This is a genomic window from Rhodoferax sp. RT4P68 (assembly GCF_056521305.1).
In genome coordinates, this window is record NZ_JBWMBB010000004.1 from 19,736 (window position 1) to 38,977 (window position 19,242).

18 protein-coding genes and 1 tRNA gene are annotated in these 19,242 nt (G+C 67.4%); 11 read left to right on the forward strand and 8 right to left on the reverse strand.

What is annotated here, in order from left to right:
- Nucleotides 1-7 precede the first annotated feature (7 nt).
- The 9 genes from AC099J_RS09540 to AC099J_RS09580 all read left to right on the forward strand — a co-directional run bounded on the left by AC099J_RS09540 (nt 8) and on the right by AC099J_RS09580 (nt 7,847).
- Nucleotides 8-973 (forward strand): Bug family tripartite tricarboxylate transporter substrate binding protein, encoded by a 966-nt coding sequence (locus tag AC099J_RS09540; RefSeq protein WP_479615013.1) that lies wholly within the window; start codon nt 8-10, stop codon nt 971-973.
- 59 nt (nt 974-1,032) lie between these two features.
- Complete coding sequence (locus tag AC099J_RS09545; protein ID WP_479615014.1) at nt 1,033-1,560, forward strand: carboxymuconolactone decarboxylase family protein; 528 nt, start codon at nt 1,033-1,035, stop codon at nt 1,558-1,560.
- 10 nt (nt 1,561-1,570) lie between these two features.
- Nucleotides 1,571-2,272, forward strand: a complete 702-nt coding sequence (locus AC099J_RS09550) for a 3-oxoacid CoA-transferase subunit A (protein ID WP_479615015.1) — start codon at nt 1,571-1,573, stop codon at nt 2,270-2,272.
- 2 nt (nt 2,273-2,274) lie between these two features.
- On the forward strand, nt 2,275-2,925 hold the full coding sequence (locus AC099J_RS09555; RefSeq protein ID WP_479615016.1) for a 3-oxoacid CoA-transferase subunit B: 651 nt from the start codon (nt 2,275-2,277) through the stop codon (nt 2,923-2,925).
- 28 nt (nt 2,926-2,953) lie between these two features.
- A complete protein-coding gene (locus AC099J_RS09560) occupies nt 2,954-3,859 on the forward strand; it encodes an amidohydrolase family protein (RefSeq protein WP_479615017.1) in 906 nt (301 codons plus the stop codon).
- A gap of 182 nt (nt 3,860-4,041) precedes the next feature.
- Complete coding sequence (locus AC099J_RS09565) at nt 4,042-4,911, forward strand: HTD2 family dehydratase (protein WP_479615018.1); 870 nt, start codon at nt 4,042-4,044, stop codon at nt 4,909-4,911.
- 12 nt (nt 4,912-4,923) lie between these two features.
- Nucleotides 4,924-6,123, forward strand: a complete 1,200-nt coding sequence (locus AC099J_RS09570; protein WP_479615019.1) for a CaiB/BaiF CoA transferase family protein — start codon at nt 4,924-4,926, stop codon at nt 6,121-6,123.
- A 33-nt stretch (nt 6,124-6,156) separates the two neighbouring features.
- The gene (pcaB, locus tag AC099J_RS09575; RefSeq protein ID WP_479615020.1) at nt 6,157-7,503 is read left to right on the forward strand and encodes a 3-carboxy-cis,cis-muconate cycloisomerase; all 1,347 of its coding nucleotides are present in this window, start codon (nt 6,157-6,159) and stop codon (nt 7,501-7,503) included.
- A gap of 113 nt (nt 7,504-7,616) precedes the next feature.
- A complete protein-coding gene (locus AC099J_RS09580) occupies nt 7,617-7,847 on the forward strand; it encodes a hypothetical protein (RefSeq protein ID WP_479615021.1) in 231 nt (76 codons plus the stop codon).
- A 930-nt stretch (nt 7,848-8,777) separates the two neighbouring features.
- On the opposite strand, the gene AC099J_RS09585 is transcribed toward AC099J_RS09580, so the two are convergent.
- Entirely contained in the window at nt 8,778-9,704 is a 927-nt protein-coding gene (locus AC099J_RS09585) for a LysR family transcriptional regulator (protein ID WP_479615022.1), read from the reverse strand.
- Nucleotides 9,705-9,847: 143 nt separating this feature from the next.
- On the opposite strand from AC099J_RS09585, the gene AC099J_RS09590 reads away from it, so the two are divergent.
- Both AC099J_RS09590 and AC099J_RS09595 read left to right on the forward strand, forming a co-directional pair.
- The gene (locus AC099J_RS09590; protein ID WP_479615023.1) at nt 9,848-10,819 is read left to right on the forward strand and encodes a tripartite tricarboxylate transporter substrate binding protein; all 972 of its coding nucleotides are present in this window, start codon (nt 9,848-9,850) and stop codon (nt 10,817-10,819) included.
- A gap of 27 nt (nt 10,820-10,846) precedes the next feature.
- Nucleotides 10,847-11,935 carry a porin gene (locus AC099J_RS09595; protein WP_479615024.1) on the forward strand — a complete coding sequence of 363 codons (1,089 nt, stop codon included), beginning with the start codon at nt 10,847-10,849 and terminating at the stop codon, nt 11,933-11,935.
- Between the two features lie 75 nt (nt 11,936-12,010).
- On the opposite strand, the gene AC099J_RS09600 is transcribed toward AC099J_RS09595, so the two are convergent.
- The 7 genes from AC099J_RS09600 to pheT form a co-directional block, all read right to left on the reverse strand.
- Entirely contained in the window at nt 12,011-12,574 is a 564-nt protein-coding gene (locus AC099J_RS09600; RefSeq protein WP_479615025.1) for a hypothetical protein, read from the reverse strand.
- Between the two features lie 13 nt (nt 12,575-12,587).
- Nucleotides 12,588-13,325 carry a PEP-CTERM sorting domain-containing protein gene (locus AC099J_RS09605; protein ID WP_479615026.1) on the reverse strand — a complete coding sequence of 246 codons (738 nt, stop codon included), beginning with the start codon at nt 13,323-13,325 and terminating at the stop codon, nt 12,588-12,590.
- Nucleotides 13,326-13,520: 195 nt separating this feature from the next.
- Entirely contained in the window at nt 13,521-15,536 is a 2,016-nt protein-coding gene (locus AC099J_RS09610) for a 4-oxalomesaconate tautomerase (RefSeq protein WP_479615027.1), read from the reverse strand.
- Nucleotides 15,537-15,782: 246 nt separating this feature from the next.
- A tRNA-Pro gene (locus tag AC099J_RS09615) sits at nt 15,783-15,859 on the reverse strand.
- Nucleotides 15,860-15,883: 24 nt separating this feature from the next.
- A complete protein-coding gene (locus AC099J_RS09620; RefSeq protein ID WP_479615028.1) occupies nt 15,884-16,342 on the reverse strand; it encodes a MerR family transcriptional regulator in 459 nt (152 codons plus the stop codon).
- 91 nt (nt 16,343-16,433) lie between these two features.
- Complete coding sequence (locus AC099J_RS09625; RefSeq protein ID WP_479615029.1) at nt 16,434-16,775, reverse strand: integration host factor subunit alpha; 342 nt, start codon at nt 16,773-16,775, stop codon at nt 16,434-16,436.
- 7 nt (nt 16,776-16,782) lie between these two features.
- Entirely contained in the window at nt 16,783-19,206 is a 2,424-nt protein-coding gene (gene pheT / locus AC099J_RS09630; RefSeq protein ID WP_479615030.1) for a phenylalanine--tRNA ligase subunit beta, read from the reverse strand.
- Nucleotides 19,207-19,242 lie beyond the last annotated feature (36 nt).

Here is a 19,242-nt window from a genome sequence, read left to right on the forward strand (position 1 = left end):
CACACCCATGAAGAAAAGACACGTCCTGCTGGCAGCGGCCGCCCTGGCCATGGCCCCCCTCGGCTTCGCGCAGACCAGCGGCAAGCCCGTGCGCATCGTGAGTTCGTTCAGCCCCGGTGGCCCGGTGGACTTCGTCGCGCGCACGCTGGCCGAGCAGCTGGGCCGCGAACTCAAGCGCCCGGTGATCGTGGAGAACAAGCCCGGTGCCAACGGCGCGCTGGGCGCCATGGAGACGCTGCGCGCCGACGCCGATGGCAGCACGCTGTGGATCACCAGCGTCGGCGCCGCCGCCATCAACCCCACGCTGGTGCCCAAGCTCTCCTACAACACGCAGCGTGATTTCGCACCGGTCTCGCTGGTGGCCAACAACGTCGAAGTGCTGGTGGTCAACGCGCAGGACGCGGCCAAGGACGCAGCCGAATTCGTCAAGACCGTCAAGGCCGGCAAAGAGTCCACACCGATGGCGTCGTCGGGCTCCGGCAGCATTCCGCATCTGGCGCTGATCCAGCTCGAAGAATCGACCGGCGCGCGCTTCCTGCACATTCCCTACAAGGGCATGGCGCCGGCCTTCACCGACCTGATGGGCGGCCAGGTCAAGGGCGTGTTCGCCGATGTGCCGGCCATCATGGCGCAGGTGCAGGGCGGCCGGCTCAAGGCCATCGGTATCGCGGCCAGCAAGCGCCACCCCTCGCTGCCGGACGTCAAGACCTTCGAGGAGCAAGGCATCAAGGCGGTCGACACGAACAACTGGTATGCCCTGTTCGTCTCGGCGAAGACGCCGGCCGCCGTGGTCGAGCAGCTCAACAAGGCGGTGCGCGCGGCAATCGCCGACCCGCAGGTCAACGCCAAGCTGCTCAATGGCGGCGCCGAGCCCAAGTCGTCCACGCCGCAGGAGCTGGCGGCGCTGCTGAAGTCCGACACGGACAAGTGGGCCACGCTCATCAAGACCCGCAACATCAAGGCCGAAGAGTGAGCGCCGCCCGGCCGCCCGAAGGCGCTCAGCCCCGCAGTGCGCAGCACGAAGGAAACACCATGACGACCGACCACATCCGCGTGCCCCTCGTCGTGCCCGGCACCCGGCCCGAGCTGGCCGCCATCGAATCGCGCATCCTCGCCGAGCGGGGCCGCATCTCCCTGCTCTACCAGGTGCTACTGAACAGCGCGCCCATCGTCACCGGCTGGGAGGCCATGCTGACCGCCGTGCGCAACCGCACCGGCGTGCCGGCCGACCTGCGCGAGATGGTGATCCTGCGCGTGGCGGTGCTCAACGACGCCGCCTTCGAATTCGACGCCCATGTGCCGCATGCGCTCAAGGCGGGCTTTGCGCAGCACAAGATCGACGCGCTGCGCGAGGCGGTGCCGGGCGACGTGTTCAACGACGAAGAGCGCCTGCTGCTGGAGCTGACCGACCGCATGACGCGCGACGTCAAGGTGCCTGCCGAGCTGATGGAGCGCATCAACGCGCGCCACGATCCGCAGGGCGTGGTGGAGCTGGTGGCCACCGTGGCGGCCTACAACATGGTGTCGCGCTTCCTGGTGGCGCTGAACATCTCGCACTGAGTCCGCAACCATGATCGACAAGATCTCTGCGTCGGTGGCCGATGCGCTGGCCGGTGTGCGCGACGGCGCCACCGTGATGGTGGGCGGCTTCGGCACGGCGGGCATTCCCACCGCGCTGATCGACGGCCTGATCGAACAAGGTGCGCGCGATCTCACCATCGTCAACAACAACGCCGGCAACGGCGAGACCGGCCTGGCGGCCCTGCTCCAGGCCGGCCGCGTGCGCAAGATCATCTGCAGCTTTCCGCGCCAGCCCGACAGCCAGGTGTTCGACGCGCTGTACCGCAGCGGCCAGATCGAGCTGGAGCTGGTGCCCCAAGGCAACCTGGCCGAGCGCATCCGCGCCGCGGGGGCCGGCATCGGCGCCTTCTACTGCCCCACGGGCTACGGCACGCCGCTGGCCGAGGGGCGCGAAACCCGCGAGATCGACGGCAAGCCCTATGTGCTGGAGTACCCCCTGCACGCCGACTTGGCGCTGGTGCAGGCCGAGCGCGGCGACCGCTGGGGCAATCTGGTGTACCGCAAGGCCGCGCGCAACTTCGGGCCGGTGATGGCCATGGCGGCGCGGACCACGGTGGCCACGGTGCACGAGATCGTCGCGCTGGGCAGCCTGGACCCGGAGACCATCGTCACGCCGGGCATCTTCGTCAGCCACATCGTCCGCATCGACCGCGTCGCCACACAGGCCGGCGGATTCAAACAAGCAGCATGAACATGGCCCACACCCCCTACCAGCGCCGCAGCAAGAACCAGCTCGCCGCCCGCGTGGCCGCCGACATCTTCGACGGCGCTGTCGTGAACCTGGGCATCGGCCAGCCGACGGCCGTGGCCAACCACCTGCCGGCCGGGCGCGAGGTCATCCTGCACAGCGAGAACGGCATCCTGGGCATGGGCCCGGCGCCGGCCGAAGGTGCCGAAGACTACGACCTGATCAACGCCGGCAAGCAGCCCGTGACCTTGCTGCCCGGCGGCGCCTACTTCCACCATGCCGACAGCTTCGCGATGATGCGCGGCGGCCACCTGGACATCTGCGTGCTGGGGGCCTTCCAGGTCAGCGCCACCGGCGACCTGGCCAACTGGAGCACCGGTGAGCCGGGCGCGATCCCAGCCGTGGGCGGCGCCATGGACCTGGCCATCGGCGCCAAGCAGACCTGGGTCATGATGGACCTGCTCACCAAGCAGGGAACCAGCAAGATCGTGCCGCGCTGCAGTTACCCGCTGACCGGCATCGGCTGCGTCAAGCGCATCTACACCGACCTGGCCACGTTGGCCTGCACGCCGCACGGCCTGCAGCTGATCGACGCTGTCGAAGGCCTGGACCACGCCGAACTCGAACGCCTGGTCGGCCTGCCGATCGCCGCCTGAATCCACATCCAACCTGCAAGACGCCGCCATGTCCACCGCCATTGCCGACCCCACCATCCCCGTCCGCACGTACCTGGAGCAACCGACTGCCCCGCGCCTGCAGTTGCCCCCATTGGCCTGCGACAGCCACGTCCACGTGTTCGGCCCAGTTGCCCGCTTTCCCTACGCACCAGATCGCCGCACCACACCGGTGGAGGCGCCCAAGGAGACCTTGTTCGCGCTGCACCGCCAGCTGGGTATCGCGCGCTGCGTGATCGTGCAGTCGATCATGCACGGCACCGACAACCGGGTGGTGGAGGACGCCATCGCCGCAGGCGAAGGCCGCTACCTGGGCGTGGCGCTGGTCGCGCCCGACGTGCCTGACGCTGAACTGCAGCGCCTGGCGCAGGCCGGCTTTCGGGGGGTGCGCTTCAACTTCATGCGGCACATCAGCGGCGGCGTGACGGTGGACGATGTGCTGGCGCTGACGCCGCGCCTGGCGGCTGTCGGCATGCACCTGCAGGTGCACTTCGAGAGCGAGCTGGTGCACGAACTGGCCGAGCCGCTGCAACGCAGCCAGGTGCCGGTGGTGATCGACCACATGGGCCGCGTGGACGCCACGCGCGGGCCGGAGCATGCCGACTTCCAGGCGCTGCTGCGCCTCTTGGAGAACCCACGCTTCTACGTGAAAGTCAGCGGCATCGACCGCATCGACGCGCACGCACCGCCCGCGCAGCGCTACCGCCACGGCGTGGTGCTGGCGCGCACGCTGGTCGAGCGCTTTCCCGAGCACTGCGTCTGGGGCACCGACTGGCCGCACCCCAACCACACGCACATACCGGACGATGGGGTGCTGGTGGATGCGCTGGCAGAGATCGCTCCGGGTCCGGAGTATCTGCATCAACTCCTGGTGCGCAACCCGCAGGCGCTCTATCGCTTCGCCGCTGAGGGGTGATGCTGGGCAGGTCTCCTGCGGACGCATGCGGACCGGGCACGGCGACCCGGCGCGGTTCACCCAAGCTGCCAACCATCCGATCGCTGCATCAATCCTTCCGAATAATGCAATTCACATAGGTCCCTGCCGCGCGGAGACTCTGGTCCATCGCTGCTGCCACAGCTGCGCAACCGGAGACACGATTGACCGCCACCCCAACCACGACCGCCACCGATCTCGCGACCTGGATCGGCCGCAGCGAGACCGTCCACGACGACATCACCACGGCCCCCGTCGTCGCTCTCACCGCCACGCTGGACCACCCCGCCGCCGCCACGCCCGCCGGCTCGCCGCTGCCACCGCTGTGGCACTGGCTGTACTTCCTACCCAAGCACCGGCAGTCCGACATCGGCCCGGACGGCCATGCCAAGCGCGGCGGCTTCATGCCCCCCGTGCCGCTGCCGCGCCGCATGTGGGCGGGCAGCCAGTTCACGTTCCACACGCCGATCCGCGTCGGCGACCAGGTGGCGCGCACCTCGACCATCGACGACGTCACCGTCAAGGAGGGCCGCACCGGCAAACTCGTGTTCGTGAAGGTGCGGCATGACCTGCGCTGCAACGGCGCCACCGACCCTGGGCTGGTCGAGTTCCACGACATCGTCTACCGCGAGGCCCAAGGCCCCAACGACGTGGCACCCCCGCCGCAGGCCGCCACGCAAGGCACGTGGAGGCGCGAGATCGTGCCCGACGACGTGCTGCTGTTCCGCTACTCGGCGCTGACCTTCAACGGCCACCGCATCCACTACGACCGCAAGTATGTGACCCAGGTTGAGGGCTACCCCGGCCTGATCGTGCACGGCCCGTTGATCGCCACCTTGCTAATGGACCTGCTGCGTCGCCAGATGCCCGGCGCCGACGTGGCCAGCTTCCGCTTCAAGGCCGTGCGGCCGACCTTCGACCTGCACCCCTTTCACGTCAACGGCGCACTGCAGGCCGACGGCAAGACCGTGCGCCTGTGGGCATCGGACCACGAGGGCTGGCTGACGATGGACGCCACCGCAACGCTGCGCTGAAGGACAAGCACCATGCAACCCCTCAAAGGCATCACCATCGTCACGCTCGAACACGCCATCGCGGCGCCATTCGCCACCCGCCAACTCGCCGACCTGGGCGCGCGGGTCATCAAGATCGAGCGCCCGGGCAGCGGCGACTTCGCACGCGGCTACGACCAGCGCGTGCGCGGCCTGGCCTCGCACTTCGTCTGGACCAACCGGTCCAAGGAAAGCCTGACGCTGGACGTCAAACACCCCGAGGCCGCCAAGGTGCTCGAACGCCTGGTATTGGAGAAGGCCGACGTGGTGGTGCAGAACCTCGCGCCCGGCGCCGCCGCACGGCTGGGCATCGGCTATGAAGCACTTTCGCAGCGCAAGCCCGGCCTGATCGTCTGCGACATCTCGGGCTATGGCGACGACCCAGTGAACCCCGGCCCCTACCGCGACAAGAAGGCCTACGACCTGTTGATCCAGAGCGAGGCCGGCTTCGTCTCGGTCACCGGCACGCCGGACGAGCCCTGCAAGGCCGGCCCGTCGATCGCCGACATCGCAGCCGGCATGTACGCGTACACCAACATCCTGGCCGCGCTGATGCAGCGCAGCCAGACGGGCCAGGGGCAGCGCATCGACATCTCCATGCTCGAATCGCTGGCCGAGTGGACCAGTTACCCGCTGTACTACGCCTTCGAAGGCGCCGCGCCGCCGCCGCGCACGGGCGCCAGCCACGCCACGATCTATCCGTACGGTCCCTTCCCCGCAGGCGATGGCGGCACCGTGATGTTGGGCCTGCAGAACGAGCGCGAGTGGGCGAGCTTCTGCGCCACCGTGCTGCAGCGACCCGCGCTGACGACCGACCCGCGCTTCACCGCCAACTTCAAGCGCGTGGCCGAGCGCGTGGCGCTGCGCCAGATCATCGTGGACGCCTTTGCCGCGTTGACCGCGGCCCAGGTGGTCGAGCGGCTGGAGCAGGCCCAGATCGCCAACGCCCAGGTCAACACCATGGCCGAGGTCTGGGCGCACCCGCAGCTGCAGGCCCGTGGCCGCTGGACCGAGGTCGGCTCGCCGCAAGGACCGCTGCCCGCCATGCTGCCGCCTGGTAGCTGGGGTGGCGAGGCCGACGGCCCGCGCATGGACCCGGTGCCCGCGCTGGGCGAACACACCGACAGCATCCTGGCCGAACTCGGCTATGCCAGCAGCGACATCGCCGCACTGCGCGCCGCGCAGGCCATCTGAACTTCAACCACACACCCCACACGAAAGACCACCATGGCAGCCTCCATCGTCGACTCGCGCATCTTCGGCGACATGTTCAGCGACGCGCGCATGCGCGAGGTCTGGTCCGACGAGAACCGCACCGCCAAGTACCTGGACATCGAGCGCGCGCTGGCCAAGGTGCAGGGCCAACTCGGCATCATTCCGCAAGAGGCGGCCGACGAGATCGTGCGCAACTGCGAGCTGTCGCAGATCGACTGGGTGCAGCTGAAGGCCAAGACCGAGCAGATCGGCTACCCCATCATCGCGGTGGTCAACCAGATCAACGCCCACTGCCGGGACAAGCTGGGCGAGTACTGCCACTGGGGCGCGACCACGCAGGACATCACCGACACGGCGGCCGTGCTGCAGATGCGCGAAGGCCTGGCGTTGGTGGAGCAAGACCTCGACGAGATCGGCGATGCGCTGGCATCGCTGGCGAAGAAGTACCGTGACACGCCCGTCATCGGCCGCTCCAACCTGCAGCAGGCCACGCCGATCACGTTCGGCTACAAAATGGCCAGCATCCTGGCCGGCATCGACCGCCACCGCGAGCGGCTGCAGCAACTGAAGCCAAGGGTGTTCATGGGTGAGTTCGGCGGTGCGTCGGGCACACTGTCGTCGCTGGAGAAGGGCGCGATGGAAACGCAGGCCGGGCTCATGAAGGAGCTGGGCCTGGCCCAGCCGCTGATCTCGTGGCACACGGTGCGCGACACCATCGCGGAGGTCGGCGCCTTCCTCGGGCTGGTCGGCGGCTCGCTCGGCAAGATCGCGATGGACGTCAAGCTCATGATGCAGACCGAGGTGGCCGAGGTGTTCGAACCCTACGCGCCGGGCCGCGGCTCGTCGTCCACCATGCCGCAAAAGCGCAACCCCATTTCGTGCCTGTACATCCACGCCAACATCTCGGTGGCGCGCCAGCATGCGGCTGCGCTGATGGACGCGATGGTGGCCGACCACGAGCGCTCCACCGGCCCGTGGGAGATCGAATGGGTGTCGCTGCCCGAGATCTTCTGCCTGATGTCGGGCGCGCTGAAGCAGACCAAGTTCATCCTGAAGGGGCTGGAGGTGGACGCCCGCCGCATGCGTTCAAACATCGACATGACCAACGGCCTGGTGATGTCCGAGGCCGTGATGATGGGCCTGGGGCCGTACATAGGCCGCGAGTATGCGCACGACCTGGTGTATGACTTGTGCCGTGAAGCGATTGCCAAGAACCGGCCGCTGATCGAGATCCTGGCCGTGCACCCTGAGATCACCAAGCACGTGACGCGCGCGCAGCTGGAGGCGATGTGCGAGCCGGCCAATCACCTGGGCCAGGCGGGCGTGATGGTGGACCGGGTGCTGGCCGCCAGGCGCTGAACCCCTGCCAACATTGACTTGAAATTTCGGCCTGAAGCCGCTATTTTTCCGCCGGGTCCATCGTCACCCGCCAAGCGCAGCATTGCTAACCAATAGGAGGAAGGAGTTTGATCATGAGTTCGCATTCCCCGACTCCGTCGTCGGGACGAGACCGCACCACCCGCAGCGCTGCCATGCGGTTCAGCGCAGTGCCGTGCATGTCGGAGCGGCAGGCCGAAGCGTACCTGCTGGCGCGCGATGCGGTGCGCCGCGTTCAGCGCACCACGTCGCTGGTCAGCGGCATCTCGAACCGGTTGGCTGGTCGGGCCAGTTGGTCACAAGGGGATCAGCACCGGAGCCACTGAGGCTTGCCGGGGCCTTTCAAGGTCTTGGCGCTGGTGCGTCGCCGTAAGTCCCCGGTGTGCTGGGTGTGCTGGGTGTGCTGGGTGTGCCCGGTGTGCTGGGGGCCGCCCGGTGTGCTGGGGGCCGCCCGGCATGGGGCACCCCCAGGGCCGGCCCGGCTCCGCGCCCCTCGCCCAGGGGCTCGGGGTGCCCTGCGGTGCTCGCGGCATGGGCGCATTGCACAACTCGCACCACTCACTGCGTTCGTTCACCTCGAACAGGTGCAATGAGTCAGTTTACGAAGCGTGCTGCGCCGCCGCCCATGCCACTGCGCTCCTCGGCGCGTCTGCAGGGCCGGCCCTGGGGGTGCCCCATGCCGGGCTCGGTGCGGCTGACTCCGATGCGCGGTGCGCGCTGGTAGTTCCAAGAGAGAGGCCGTTGGTAGTTCGGAAAGCGAGCCCGCGTCACGCGAGCAGCCCCCCGGCAGCGCTTCAGCCACCAGCCACGTAGCCCGGCCTGGGGTGGCCGCCGTGGCCAACCTGTGGACGCGCCGAGGAGCGCAGGACTGCGGGCGGCGGCGCAGCACGCCTCAATGACTAGCTCATTGCACTTGTTCGAGGTGAACGAACGCAGTGAGTGGTGCGAGTTGTGCAATGCGCCCGCAGGCCGAGCACCGCAGGCTGCCCGAGCCCCTGGGCGAGGGACGCGTCCACCGGGCGGCCATGGCGGGCACCCCAGGCCGGGCGGCCCTCTACAGAGCGCAACCCCAGCGACTGCCAAGACCTCAAAAGGGCTGCCCTTCTAACTCGAAGAAGCCGCAGCATTGCGGAACAGCTCGCCCGTCACACCCGTCACGCCCGGCATGCAGGCTGGCTGGCAATGCCGCGAAAGCGCCAAGTGCGTCGTGCACGCAGGTGATGCGATCCCGCACTCGTCATCGCGCCCCAACTGCTTCACGCCGGCGCGCGCTTCGCCACGGCAGCCCGCTTGCCCTTCATCTCCGCGAAGAAATCGTAGAGCTGCTGCGCCGCCGGCGACAGCGAGCGGCCCTTGCGCCGGATCAGCCCCACCTTGCGAGTGACGATGGGGTCGACCAGCGGCACGCTGACCAAGAGCGGATGGTCGGCACCCGGCATCGCCATCGATGGCACGGCCGCGACCCCCAGGCCTGCCTCCACCAGCCCCAGCATGGTTGTCACGTGCTGCGCCTCGTAGATGGCCTGCGGCCGGCCCGGCACACCGGCCAGCGCCTGGTCCAGCAGCAGCCGGTTGCCAGATGACTTGCTGACCGAAATGAAGTCGTGCTGGCCCAGCTCGGCCCAGCTCACCTTGCGCTTTTTCGCCAGCGCGTGGTCGCGCCGGCACGCGGCTACGAAGCGCTCTTCCAACAGCGGTTTGAACTCGATGTCGGGCTCCTGGCTGCCGATGAAGTTGAGCCCAAAATCGGCCTCGCTGCGCGCCACCGCCGCGAGCACCTCGTTGGCCCCGGCATCGAACACCTTGACCCGAATTTTCGGGTAGCGCTCGTGGTAGCGCGAGACCACCTGCGACAGGTAGTAGTAGACCGTGGACGGCACACAGGCGATGGTGACCTCACCCATGCGCGTGCCGGCCACCCCGCGAATGCCGAGCAGCGTGTTGTCCAGGTCGTCCAGCAGTTGCTGCACCTTGCGGTCGAAGTCGCGGCCCACGGCGGTGAGGCTCACCTTGCGCGTGGTGCGCTCCAGCAGCTTCACGCCCAACGCTTCTTCCAGCTTCTCGATGCGCCGGCTGAAGGCCGGTTGCGAGACATGCAGCGCTTCGGCCGCCTTGCGGAAGCTGGACAGCTCGGCCACGGTGCGGAAGGCCTGCAGGTCGTTGAGATTGAAGTTGATGGCCATGGCGCAGGGCTGCTTTTTGGAGTCTCCGTTGATCCACAGTGTGCATCAATCTTTCGCAAAGATGCAATTCACAAACGTGATCGTGCAGCCGACCATTCAGCCTGTTCTGAATGCCCATCTTTGCAATCCACCGGAGTAGACAAATGAAGTTCCAGCAACAAGCCCTCGTCGGCGCCATCGCCCTCGCCGCCGCATTTGCCTGCGGCAATGCAGCAGCCGCCTGGCCCGAGAAGAGCATCACCATCGTCGTGCCCACCTCGGCCGGCGGTGCCAACGACGCCATGGCGCGCACCATCGGGCAAGCCCTGTCGGTCGCGCTGAAGCAGAGCGTGATCGTGGAGAACAAGGCCGGTGCCAACGGCGCCATCGCCAGCGAGTTCGTCAAGCGCGCCACACCCGACGGCTACACGCTGATGCTGGGCTACATCGCCACGCACGCCATGAACCCGGCGCTGCAAAAGCTGCGCTACGACCCGGTGGCCGACTTCGAGCCCGTGGGCATGGTGGGAACGTCGGCCACGCTGATGGTCGCCAGCCCCAAGATCAAGGCCAACAACGCGAAGGAGCTGGTAGCGCAATTCAAGGCCAGCAAGGAACCTGCGACCTATGCCTCGGCCGGCAACGGAACGGCGCCGCACTTCGCAGCCGAGATGTTCAAGCTTTCCACCGGTGTCGACATGCTGCACGTGCCTTACAAGGGCTCCGCACCGGCGGTGAACGACACCTTGGCCGGCCAGACGCAGATCATGTTCCCCAGCCTGTTCACGGCTATGAGTTTCGTGAAGAACGGCAAGCTCAAGGCGATGGGGGTGGCGGGTGCCAAGCGCTCCGAGCTGCTGCCCGACGTGCCCACGCTGGCCGAGCAGGGCATCAGCGGCGTGGACGTGTCGCAGTGGTACGCGATGTTCGCGCCGGCCAAGACACCGGCCCCGGTGCTGGAGCATCTGAACACGGTGCTGAACAAGATCCTGGCCGACAAGGCCATCGAGAAGAAGTTGGAAGAACACGGCGCCGAGGTCGAGACGATGAGCCTGCCGCAGATGCGCACCTTCATTGCTGCCGAGCAGGTGAAGTGGAAGAAGGTCGTGCAGGCCACCGGCTTGAAGGCCGATTGAGCACGTTTCCCCAACTAAGGAACACCCATGCGCAACACCCTCTTGGCGCCCTTTGCGATGAGCGCGCTGGCCTCGCTGTGCGCCCTCGCCACCGACAGCGCCCACGCGCAGAGCAGCGTGCGCCTGTACGGCATCGTCGACCTCTCCATGCGCCGCGCCAACGGCCTTGCCGAGTTCACGCCCAGTGCCACGTCGGCCACCACGATGGTGAGCGGCGCCAACAACACCAGCCGCTGGGGCATTCGCGTGCAGGAAGACCTGGGCGGCGGCCTCAGCGCCCAGGCGCAACTGGAATCGGGCATCAACGCCAAGACCGGCGCGCCGGCAAGCTCGACCATGTACTTCGACCGCCAGTCGTGGGCCGGCCTGGGCAGCCGCTGGGGCCTGGTCAGCCTGGGGCGCCAGACCACGCTGCTGGCCGACGCCGTCTCGCCCATCGACCCGCTCGGCATGCGGCTGGCCAGCTTCAACCCCAGCATCAACGTGGCGGCACTGAGCCAGCACCAGCTGGGCGTGGGCTTTGGCGCCAGCGGCTCCAACACCGGCTCGTACCGGCTGAACAACAGCATCAAGTACAGCGGTGAATTTGCAGGCGTCAGCCTGCGGCTGATGCACAGCATGGGCGAGGTCGCGGGCAATGGCGGCGCATCCGATTCGACCGGCGCGGGCCTGGGCTACAAGCTGGGCAAGCTGCAACTGTCGGCGGCGCACCAGCGCTTTCGCAACAACGACGACACGCTGGGCCTGCGTGGAACGGTACTGGGCGCGGCGTATACCTTGGACGGTGGCGTCCGCCTGGCCGGCATCTACGCGCTCAGCCAGGCCGACACCAGCGCCACCGCGCGCACCGAGATGCGCACATTGGGGCTGGGCACCACCGTGCCAGCCACCGCGCAGGTCGACCTGACGCTTGCGCACTACCGCGTGGCGCGCGAGCGCAGTGCGCGGGCCGACGACGGCTATGGGCGCACGGTGGCGTTTGCGGAATACAAGCTGTCCAAACGCAGCGCGGTCTATCTGGAGGCGGACCACACGCGGTGGAACGGCAACTTCCAGGGCGCGGCGAACAAGCAGAAAGCGACCGGGGTCAGCGTGGGGATGCGACACAACTTCTGACCGGCCGAAAGTTCCGCAATATGGGCTGCCCGCAGCAACCCGTGGCGCCCTGTGGCGTGCTGTGGGTGTGCGGTCTCAGCGTTGCCGCTGCGACGGAGCGGGCGGCCCGGCGGCGGCACGCGACAGCTGCGCCGTCGCAAGATCCAGAGTCAGCTGCACGCCGCCAGCCTCCAGCACGACGCGGTTGACTTTCGTGTCGAGGCGCGGCGGAGCCGACATCCAGGGACCGTCGGTCGCCCTGGCGGCAAGGTCGGCGGCAGAGATGCCGGATGCGGCGGCGATGTCTGACATTGCATGCCTGCCGACCAGCGTGCCTGTGGGCCCGATCACCATCAAAGCGTAGGGGCTGGGGGTTTTGATCCACTCGTCCACGAGCAGTGTTGTGCCCTCATTGGACACCAGCACCCGAGCGGGCCCGTAGCGTTGCGGCAACGGCTGCGACCACAGGCTGTGGCGGCCTTGGGCGCCGACATAGAACAGCTCGGCGTGCACCTGTGGACCCGGCCAACCCGGCGCACCCGTCACGTCGAGTTCGAATGACGCACAAGGCGATGCAAAGCGCCGCTGGGCCGGAGGCCGCACCTTTTCGTCCCGACCGGTGGCGCTGGCCGCCATCAGGCCACCCGCCAACACGATCAATGCGTCTCGCCTGTCAGGCACGCGTTCGATTGCGACGGCGTATCACCAGCGCCATAGCGCCCAGGCCGGCCAACATCAACGCCTGGGAATGCGGCTCCGGAACTTCGTTGAGAACCTTGGGGTCGGCCAGCGCAACGTTGATCTGCTCCGCCGTCAGGCGGTCCAGCGCGGCGCCGTCGGGCGTGATGTCGGCCAGCGTGCTCGGCGTCAGACGATCCGAGCCAGAACGCATCAGGAAGTTGGTATCGACGCCGGCGTCGTCATGGGTCAGGCCGAGCAGGTGGCCGACTTCATGGGCAATGGTGTCCAGCCGGCCTTCGGAGAAGATCAGCTCGTCGATCACGATCTTGTTGCCGCCCAAGGTGTCGACCTCGCCGTACGCATCGAAGTGGCTCGCAACGAACCACATGCTGATGGTGAAAGGGTTGCTGGCCGCAGCGGGCGCGGCACTGAACAGATCGGCCACTTCCTGCTGGTCATCCAGAGACAGAAAGTCGCTGGAGTTGGTGGTGATGAAGGGAAGATAGTTGAACGTCAGCCCCGCCTGCGCCCAGATCTTGTTCGTGGCGGACAGGAACAGCTCGTTGCCGTTGTTGGCGCAACTAAGGCCGACGTCATCGCAAATCTTGATCGGCAGGATGTTGATGTATGCGGCCTGCGCAGACGTCGCCATGCAGGCCATGGCCATGACGCAGGTGCCGGCCAGCGCGCGCGATGCAACGCCCAAACGCGCAGCAATGGATGTGCTCATTGAATTCCCCAGTAGTTGTGATCTTGTAGACGGCGGATGCGCTCATGCACCGCTCGACATCGCGCACAAATGCGCGCCGCAAGTAGATCACAAAACGTTGCAAATATGAAGTCTGCAACCCGGCATCGGCGGGCCTGGATGGCCTCGGCGTCCGAGCGCAGGCGCGGCGACGGCGTCGCCAACGCGCACCCAAGATCAGTCGGGTGCCAAGGCACGCGCGTCTCGCAGCCCCAGCCCGCCCTGCGCCACGACGGACTGCCAACGCGCCAGATCGCCCTGCACGCGCTGACGCAGCGCCTCGGGCGTGCCGGCCGCCACGCTGGCACCGTGGCGCTCGAACAGTTGCAGCACGGCGGGGTCAGCCAGCACCTCGTTCAGCGCCCTGTTGAGCGCGTCGACCCGTGCCTGTGGCGTGCGCACCGGGGCGAACAATCCATACCACTGCGTGACGTCCACCCCGGGGACGCCGGCCTCGGCCAAGGTCGGCACTTCGGGCATGCCAGGCAACCGCTGCGGCCCGGCCACGGCCAACGCCCGCAGCCGTCCGCTGCGCACGAACGGGTGGGCTGTGAACAGGCTGGGGAACATCAGCTGCGTGCGGCCGCTCGCGGTGTCGGCAATCGCCGGGGCGGCGCCCTGGTAGGTGCTACCCGTCATCGTGGTGCCGGTCGCCAGCTGAAACAGCGCGGCGGCGAAATGCGGCGGCGTGCCGTCGCCGGCCGACGCATAGCCATAGCGGCCCGGCTGCGCACGCAGCGCCGCCACCAGCGATTGCACGTCGCGCGCGGGCAGGTCGGGGTGCACCACCATCAGCGTCGGCGACGAGCCGACCAGGCCGACTGGCGCGAAATCGGCCACAGGGTCGTAGCCCAGCTTCTGCAGCGCAGGGTTCATCGCATGCGTGCCCACGTAGCCGAACATCAGCGTCTGGCCATCGGGCTCGGCGCGGGCCACGTACTCGCTGGCCACGGCGCCGTTGGCACCGGCGCGGTTGTCCACCAGTACCTCCTGGCCCAGCAGGGCCGCGAGCTTGCTGGCGATGATGCGGGCCATGGTGTCGTTGCCACCGCCCGCGCTGGTGGGCACGATCAGCGTGATGGGCTTGCGCTTCGATGGCCTGGTGGCCTCTTCTGGACGCGAGAAGACATAGTCCGGCAGGTGCAGCTCGCCCTGCATGATCTTGCGCGCGGTGCGCACCAACGCTGCGCGCTGCATGCTGACGGCCTCGCCGGCGCCGCCGAGTTCAACCTCGATATCGATCTGCCCCGCCGGGTGCAACACCGTTAATTGGTGGCATCCGGCGGCGCGCGCGATACCGCTGGCCACCGTGCCCGGCAGCGCGAAGGCACTGGCCACGCCGATGGCGCCCGTCACCGCATGGGACGCATGGCAGCGCAGTGGCGTGAAGTAGCGTGAGGTGATGCTGTTCTCTGAATCTCCGGCGCTGACCAGCACCGGCTTGGGGATGACGCTGCTCGACACATCGCCCAGGCCCATGCGCAGGCCGGCCTCCAGCCGCAGCGACTCGATGCGTGCGAGCAAGGCGCTGTCGGCGTCCAGCGCGACGGGCTGCTCGCGCCCGCTCACGCCCAGGTCTGCGGCGCGCACGATCATGAGGGGCATGGCGGCGTCGATGCAGCTGACCTCCACGCCCTGGATGGTGTCGATGCGCTGGCCGGTGGGGAACACCTGGCCAGTGACGGCGCCCCAGGCGTCCAGAAAATCGAGCAGGATGGGCGCCGCCGTGCCGGCCACCCCGTCGATGCGCGCGTCGCCCGCGTAGGTGACGCGTCCGCCCGGCGTGCGCACGGTGACGTCGATCCGCGCGCCGGTGTTGACGTTGTGCACGCGCACCCTGGTCGTACCGTGCTGCGCTTCGATCAGGCCCTGCTCGATGGCGAACGGTGCCACGCCCGAGAGCATGTTGCCGCAGTTGGGCCGCGTATCGACCGACCGGTGGCCCACGCCTACCTGCGCGAAGAGATAGTCCAGATCACAACCCGGCACACTGGAGCGCGAGACGATGGCGACCTTGCTGTTCAGCGTGCTGCCGCCCCCCACGCCGTCGAGTTGCAGCGGGTCGGAAGCACCGATGGCGCCGATCAGCGCCTGGTCACGCCCCTCGTCGCCCTCGGGCAGCCATTCACGCAGGAAAAAGGGGCCGCGCGAGGTGCCGGCACGCATCAGGACACAGGGGATGGTTTTGCTCATGCGGCATTCTCAAATCCGGGATCGATGTTGAGAATTGCAATGTTCGGGTGAATTGATGTGCACCTTGCATCAAACGCCCGTGCGGCGATGAATGACACAGCGCTGAACACCCGCCTACTTCAGCCAAGGCCGACTCTGGCTGCCCGGACATCGAGATCAGCGCGAGGGCAGAAATGTGGGCGCGCGGCCGCGCTGGACAAAGAAAAACGGGTCAGCTCCTTGTGAGAGCTGACCCGTCGATTTGTTTGGTCGGTGTGAAAGGATTCGAACCTTCGACCCCTTGCACCCCATGCAAGTGCGCTACCAGGCTGCGCCACACACCGAAGCCCGCGATTATAGCCAAAGCTTCAGGGCGGATCGGAGAGCAGCAAACGTATTTCGTGGAGTTCGCGGCGCACGTCGTCCAGGCTCAGCTCTGCGCGCACGCCGGCATCGCCGACCGGCAGGGTGGCCGCCGGTGATTCGTCGGGGCGTTCCACGCTTTCGTGGGCATCACGCTGTGAATCGCCCGGCACGGTTTCGTCGACGCGGCGCTTGTCACGCTCGACCTGGACCAGCTCTTGCAGCTTGTTGCGGGCGCCGCTGATCGTGAAACCCTGGTCGTACAGCAGGTCGCGGATGCGCCGAATCATCAGCACTTCGTGGTGCTGGTAATAGCGCCGGTTGCCGCGCCGCTTCACAGGCCGCAGCTGGGTGAATTCCTGCTCCCAATAGCGCAGCACGTGTGGCTTCACATCGCACAGGTCGCCGACTTCACCGATGGTGAAGTAGCGCTTGGCGGGGATGGCAGGCAGGGCGTGACCCATAGGACTCGGGCAGGTGAAAAAAGGCGCGAAGGTTACTCCAAGCCTTCGGCCACGCCAAGTAACTGCGACACAAGTTCGCATGCGGCGCGAATCAGCCCTGGATCTGCTCTTTCAGCTTGTGGCTGGCGTGGAAAGTGACCACGCGGCGAGCGGCGATCGGAATCGATTCACCGGTGCGGGGATTGCGTCCGGGTCGCGGCGCCTTCACACGGATCTGAAAATTTCCGAAGCTGGAAATCTTGACGTCCGTGCCGTCGACCAGGCTGCCGGTGACGAGGTCGAAGAAGGCATCGATCATGTCCTTGGACTCGCGCTTGTTCAGCCCGATCTGCTCGAACAGCAACTCGGCCAGCTGCGCCTTCGTCAGCGCCGGGGTTTCCAGGCTTTCCACTGCAATCTTCACTGCACTTCTCCGTTCATCGGCATCGTCCATGATCGACTCATCCGCGCAGACGCGCGCCCAGAAGCTCGGCCAGCGTGGCGAGAACGGCCTTGACAGCCGCCTCGATCTGCTCTTCCGTGAGTGTGGCATCGTCGGCGTTCAACAACAGGCGCACCGCGAGACTTTTCTCGTCGGCGTCCAGCGCGCTCGACGCGGCACCCGGCTTGGGCCGATAGACATCGAACAGCTGCGCGTCGCGCAGCACCCCTCCGGTATCGCTGGCGTGGATGGCCGCCATCAGCGCCGCATGGGTCACGGTTTCCTTGACCACGACGGCGATGTCGCGCTCCGCCCCCTGGAACCTTGGCACAGGGCGGGCTTGCGGCACCGGGCGGGCAAGCACGGCCGCCATGTCCAGCTCGAACAACACGGGCGCCTGCGGAAAGTCCCATGACTGGCGCCAGCGGGGATGCAGCTCACCCACCATGCCGATGACTTCGCCATCCAGCACGATGCGGGCGCAACGGCCGGGATGCAGCGCCGGGTGCTCGAAGGGCTCGAAGCTGGCAGCGCACGGCGCGAGCAGGGCCTGCACGTCACCTTTCACATCGAAGAAATCGACGCTTTGCCCCTTGCCCGACCAGCCAGTGGCCTCGGCTTCGCCGAACGCCAGGCCCGCTACGCACATGGGCTGGTGGATGCCCTTGACGGTAGTGTCCGTGGTGGCGACCGCTGCATCGCGCAGGTAGACGCGACCGACTTCGAACACGCGAACACGGGTGGCGCGCCGGTCAAGGTTGAACTTCAGCACCTGCAGCAACGAGCCGATGAGCGACGAGCGCATCACGCCCATCTGGCTGGCAATCGGATTGAGCAGCGTGATCGGGTTGGCGTTGCCATGCAGTTCGGCTTCCCACTGCGCCTGCACGAAGCTGAAGTTGATGGTCTCCTGGTAACCCAGCGCTGCGACGCGGTGGCGCAAGGCGAAGCGACCGCGCTGCGACTCGGGTTGCACGCGCGCCGTGATCGGGGCGAGCGGCGGCGTGGTCGGAAGATGTTGAAAGCCGATCAGGCGTGCGATCTCTTCGATCAGATCTTCTTCGATCAGTAGGTCGAAGCGGTGCGCGGGTGGCCTGACGGTCAAGACGCCATCGGCTTCCTGCACCGGGAAATCGAGCCGGCGCAGCGCGTCGGCGCATTGCGCCTGGGTCAGCGGCATGCCGATCACGCGGGCGGCGCGGGCCACGCGCAGCGTCACGGGCGCACGCGCGGGCAGGCGCAGCGTCTGGTCGTCCACCGGGCCGGCCTCGCCACCGCAGATGTCCAGCACCAGCTGGGTGATGCGCTCGATGATGGCCACGGTGCGGCTCGGGTCCACGCCGCGTTCGAAACGGTGGCCTGCGTCGGTCGAGAAGTTGAAGCGGCGCGAACGGCCCTGGATCGATTCGGGCCACCAGAAGGCGGCCTCGATGTAGATGTTGCGCGTGTCGTCGGACACGGCCGTGGCGTCGCCGCCCATGATGCCGGCCAGCGATTCCACCGTCTGCGCATCGGCAATCACACCGACCTTGGCATCCACCGTCACCGTGTTGCCGTTCAGCAGTTTGAGCTGTTCGCCTTCACGGCCCCAACGCACGACCAGGCCGCCGTGGATCTTGTCGAGGTCGAAGATGTGCGTGGGCTGGCCGTACTCGAACATCACGTAGTTGGAGATGTCGACCAATGGCGAGACGCTGCGCTGCCCACACCGCGCCAGGCGCTCGACCATCCAGGCGGGGGTGGCCACCTGCGTATCGACGCCGCGCACGATGCGCCCGGAAAAGCGGCCGCACAAATCGGGCGCCTCGACGCTGACGGGCAGACGCTCGTCCAGTCGCGCAGTGACGGCCGGATGCTCTGGCTGCTTCAGCGGCGCACCGGTCAGGGCGGCGAGCTCGCGCGCCACGCCGAATACGCTGAGACCGTGCGCCAGGTTGGGCGTCAACTTGAGCGTCAGCAAGGCGTCGTCCAACGCCAGCCATGCGCGCACATCGGTGCCCACCGGCGCATCGGCAGCCAGCTCAAGCAGACCGCCGTGGTCGTCGCTGAGTTTGAGTTCGCGGGCCGAGCACAGCATGCCCTGGCTCTCGACACCGCGCAGCTTGCCCAGTTTGATCTTGAAGGGCTGGCCGTCATCGCCGGGCGGCAGCTCGGCACCCACCAGCGCGCACGGCACCTTGATGCCGACGCGCGCGTTCGGCGCACCGCAGACGATATTCAGCAGAGCGTCGCCCCCGACATCGACCTGGCAGACGCGCAGCCGGTCCGCGTTGGGATGCTGCGCAGCCTCACGGATCTCGCCGACCACGATCTTCGAGAACGGCGGCGCGACGGGGCGCTGGTCTTCGACTTCCAGGCCGCCCATGGTGAGCGTTTCGGCCAGTTCGGCGCTGCTGAGTTGCGGGTTGCAAAAGCTGCGCAACCAGGACTCGGGGAATTGCATCTCGTTGGTCTCTTCTAGTCGATCGGCAGGCGTGGC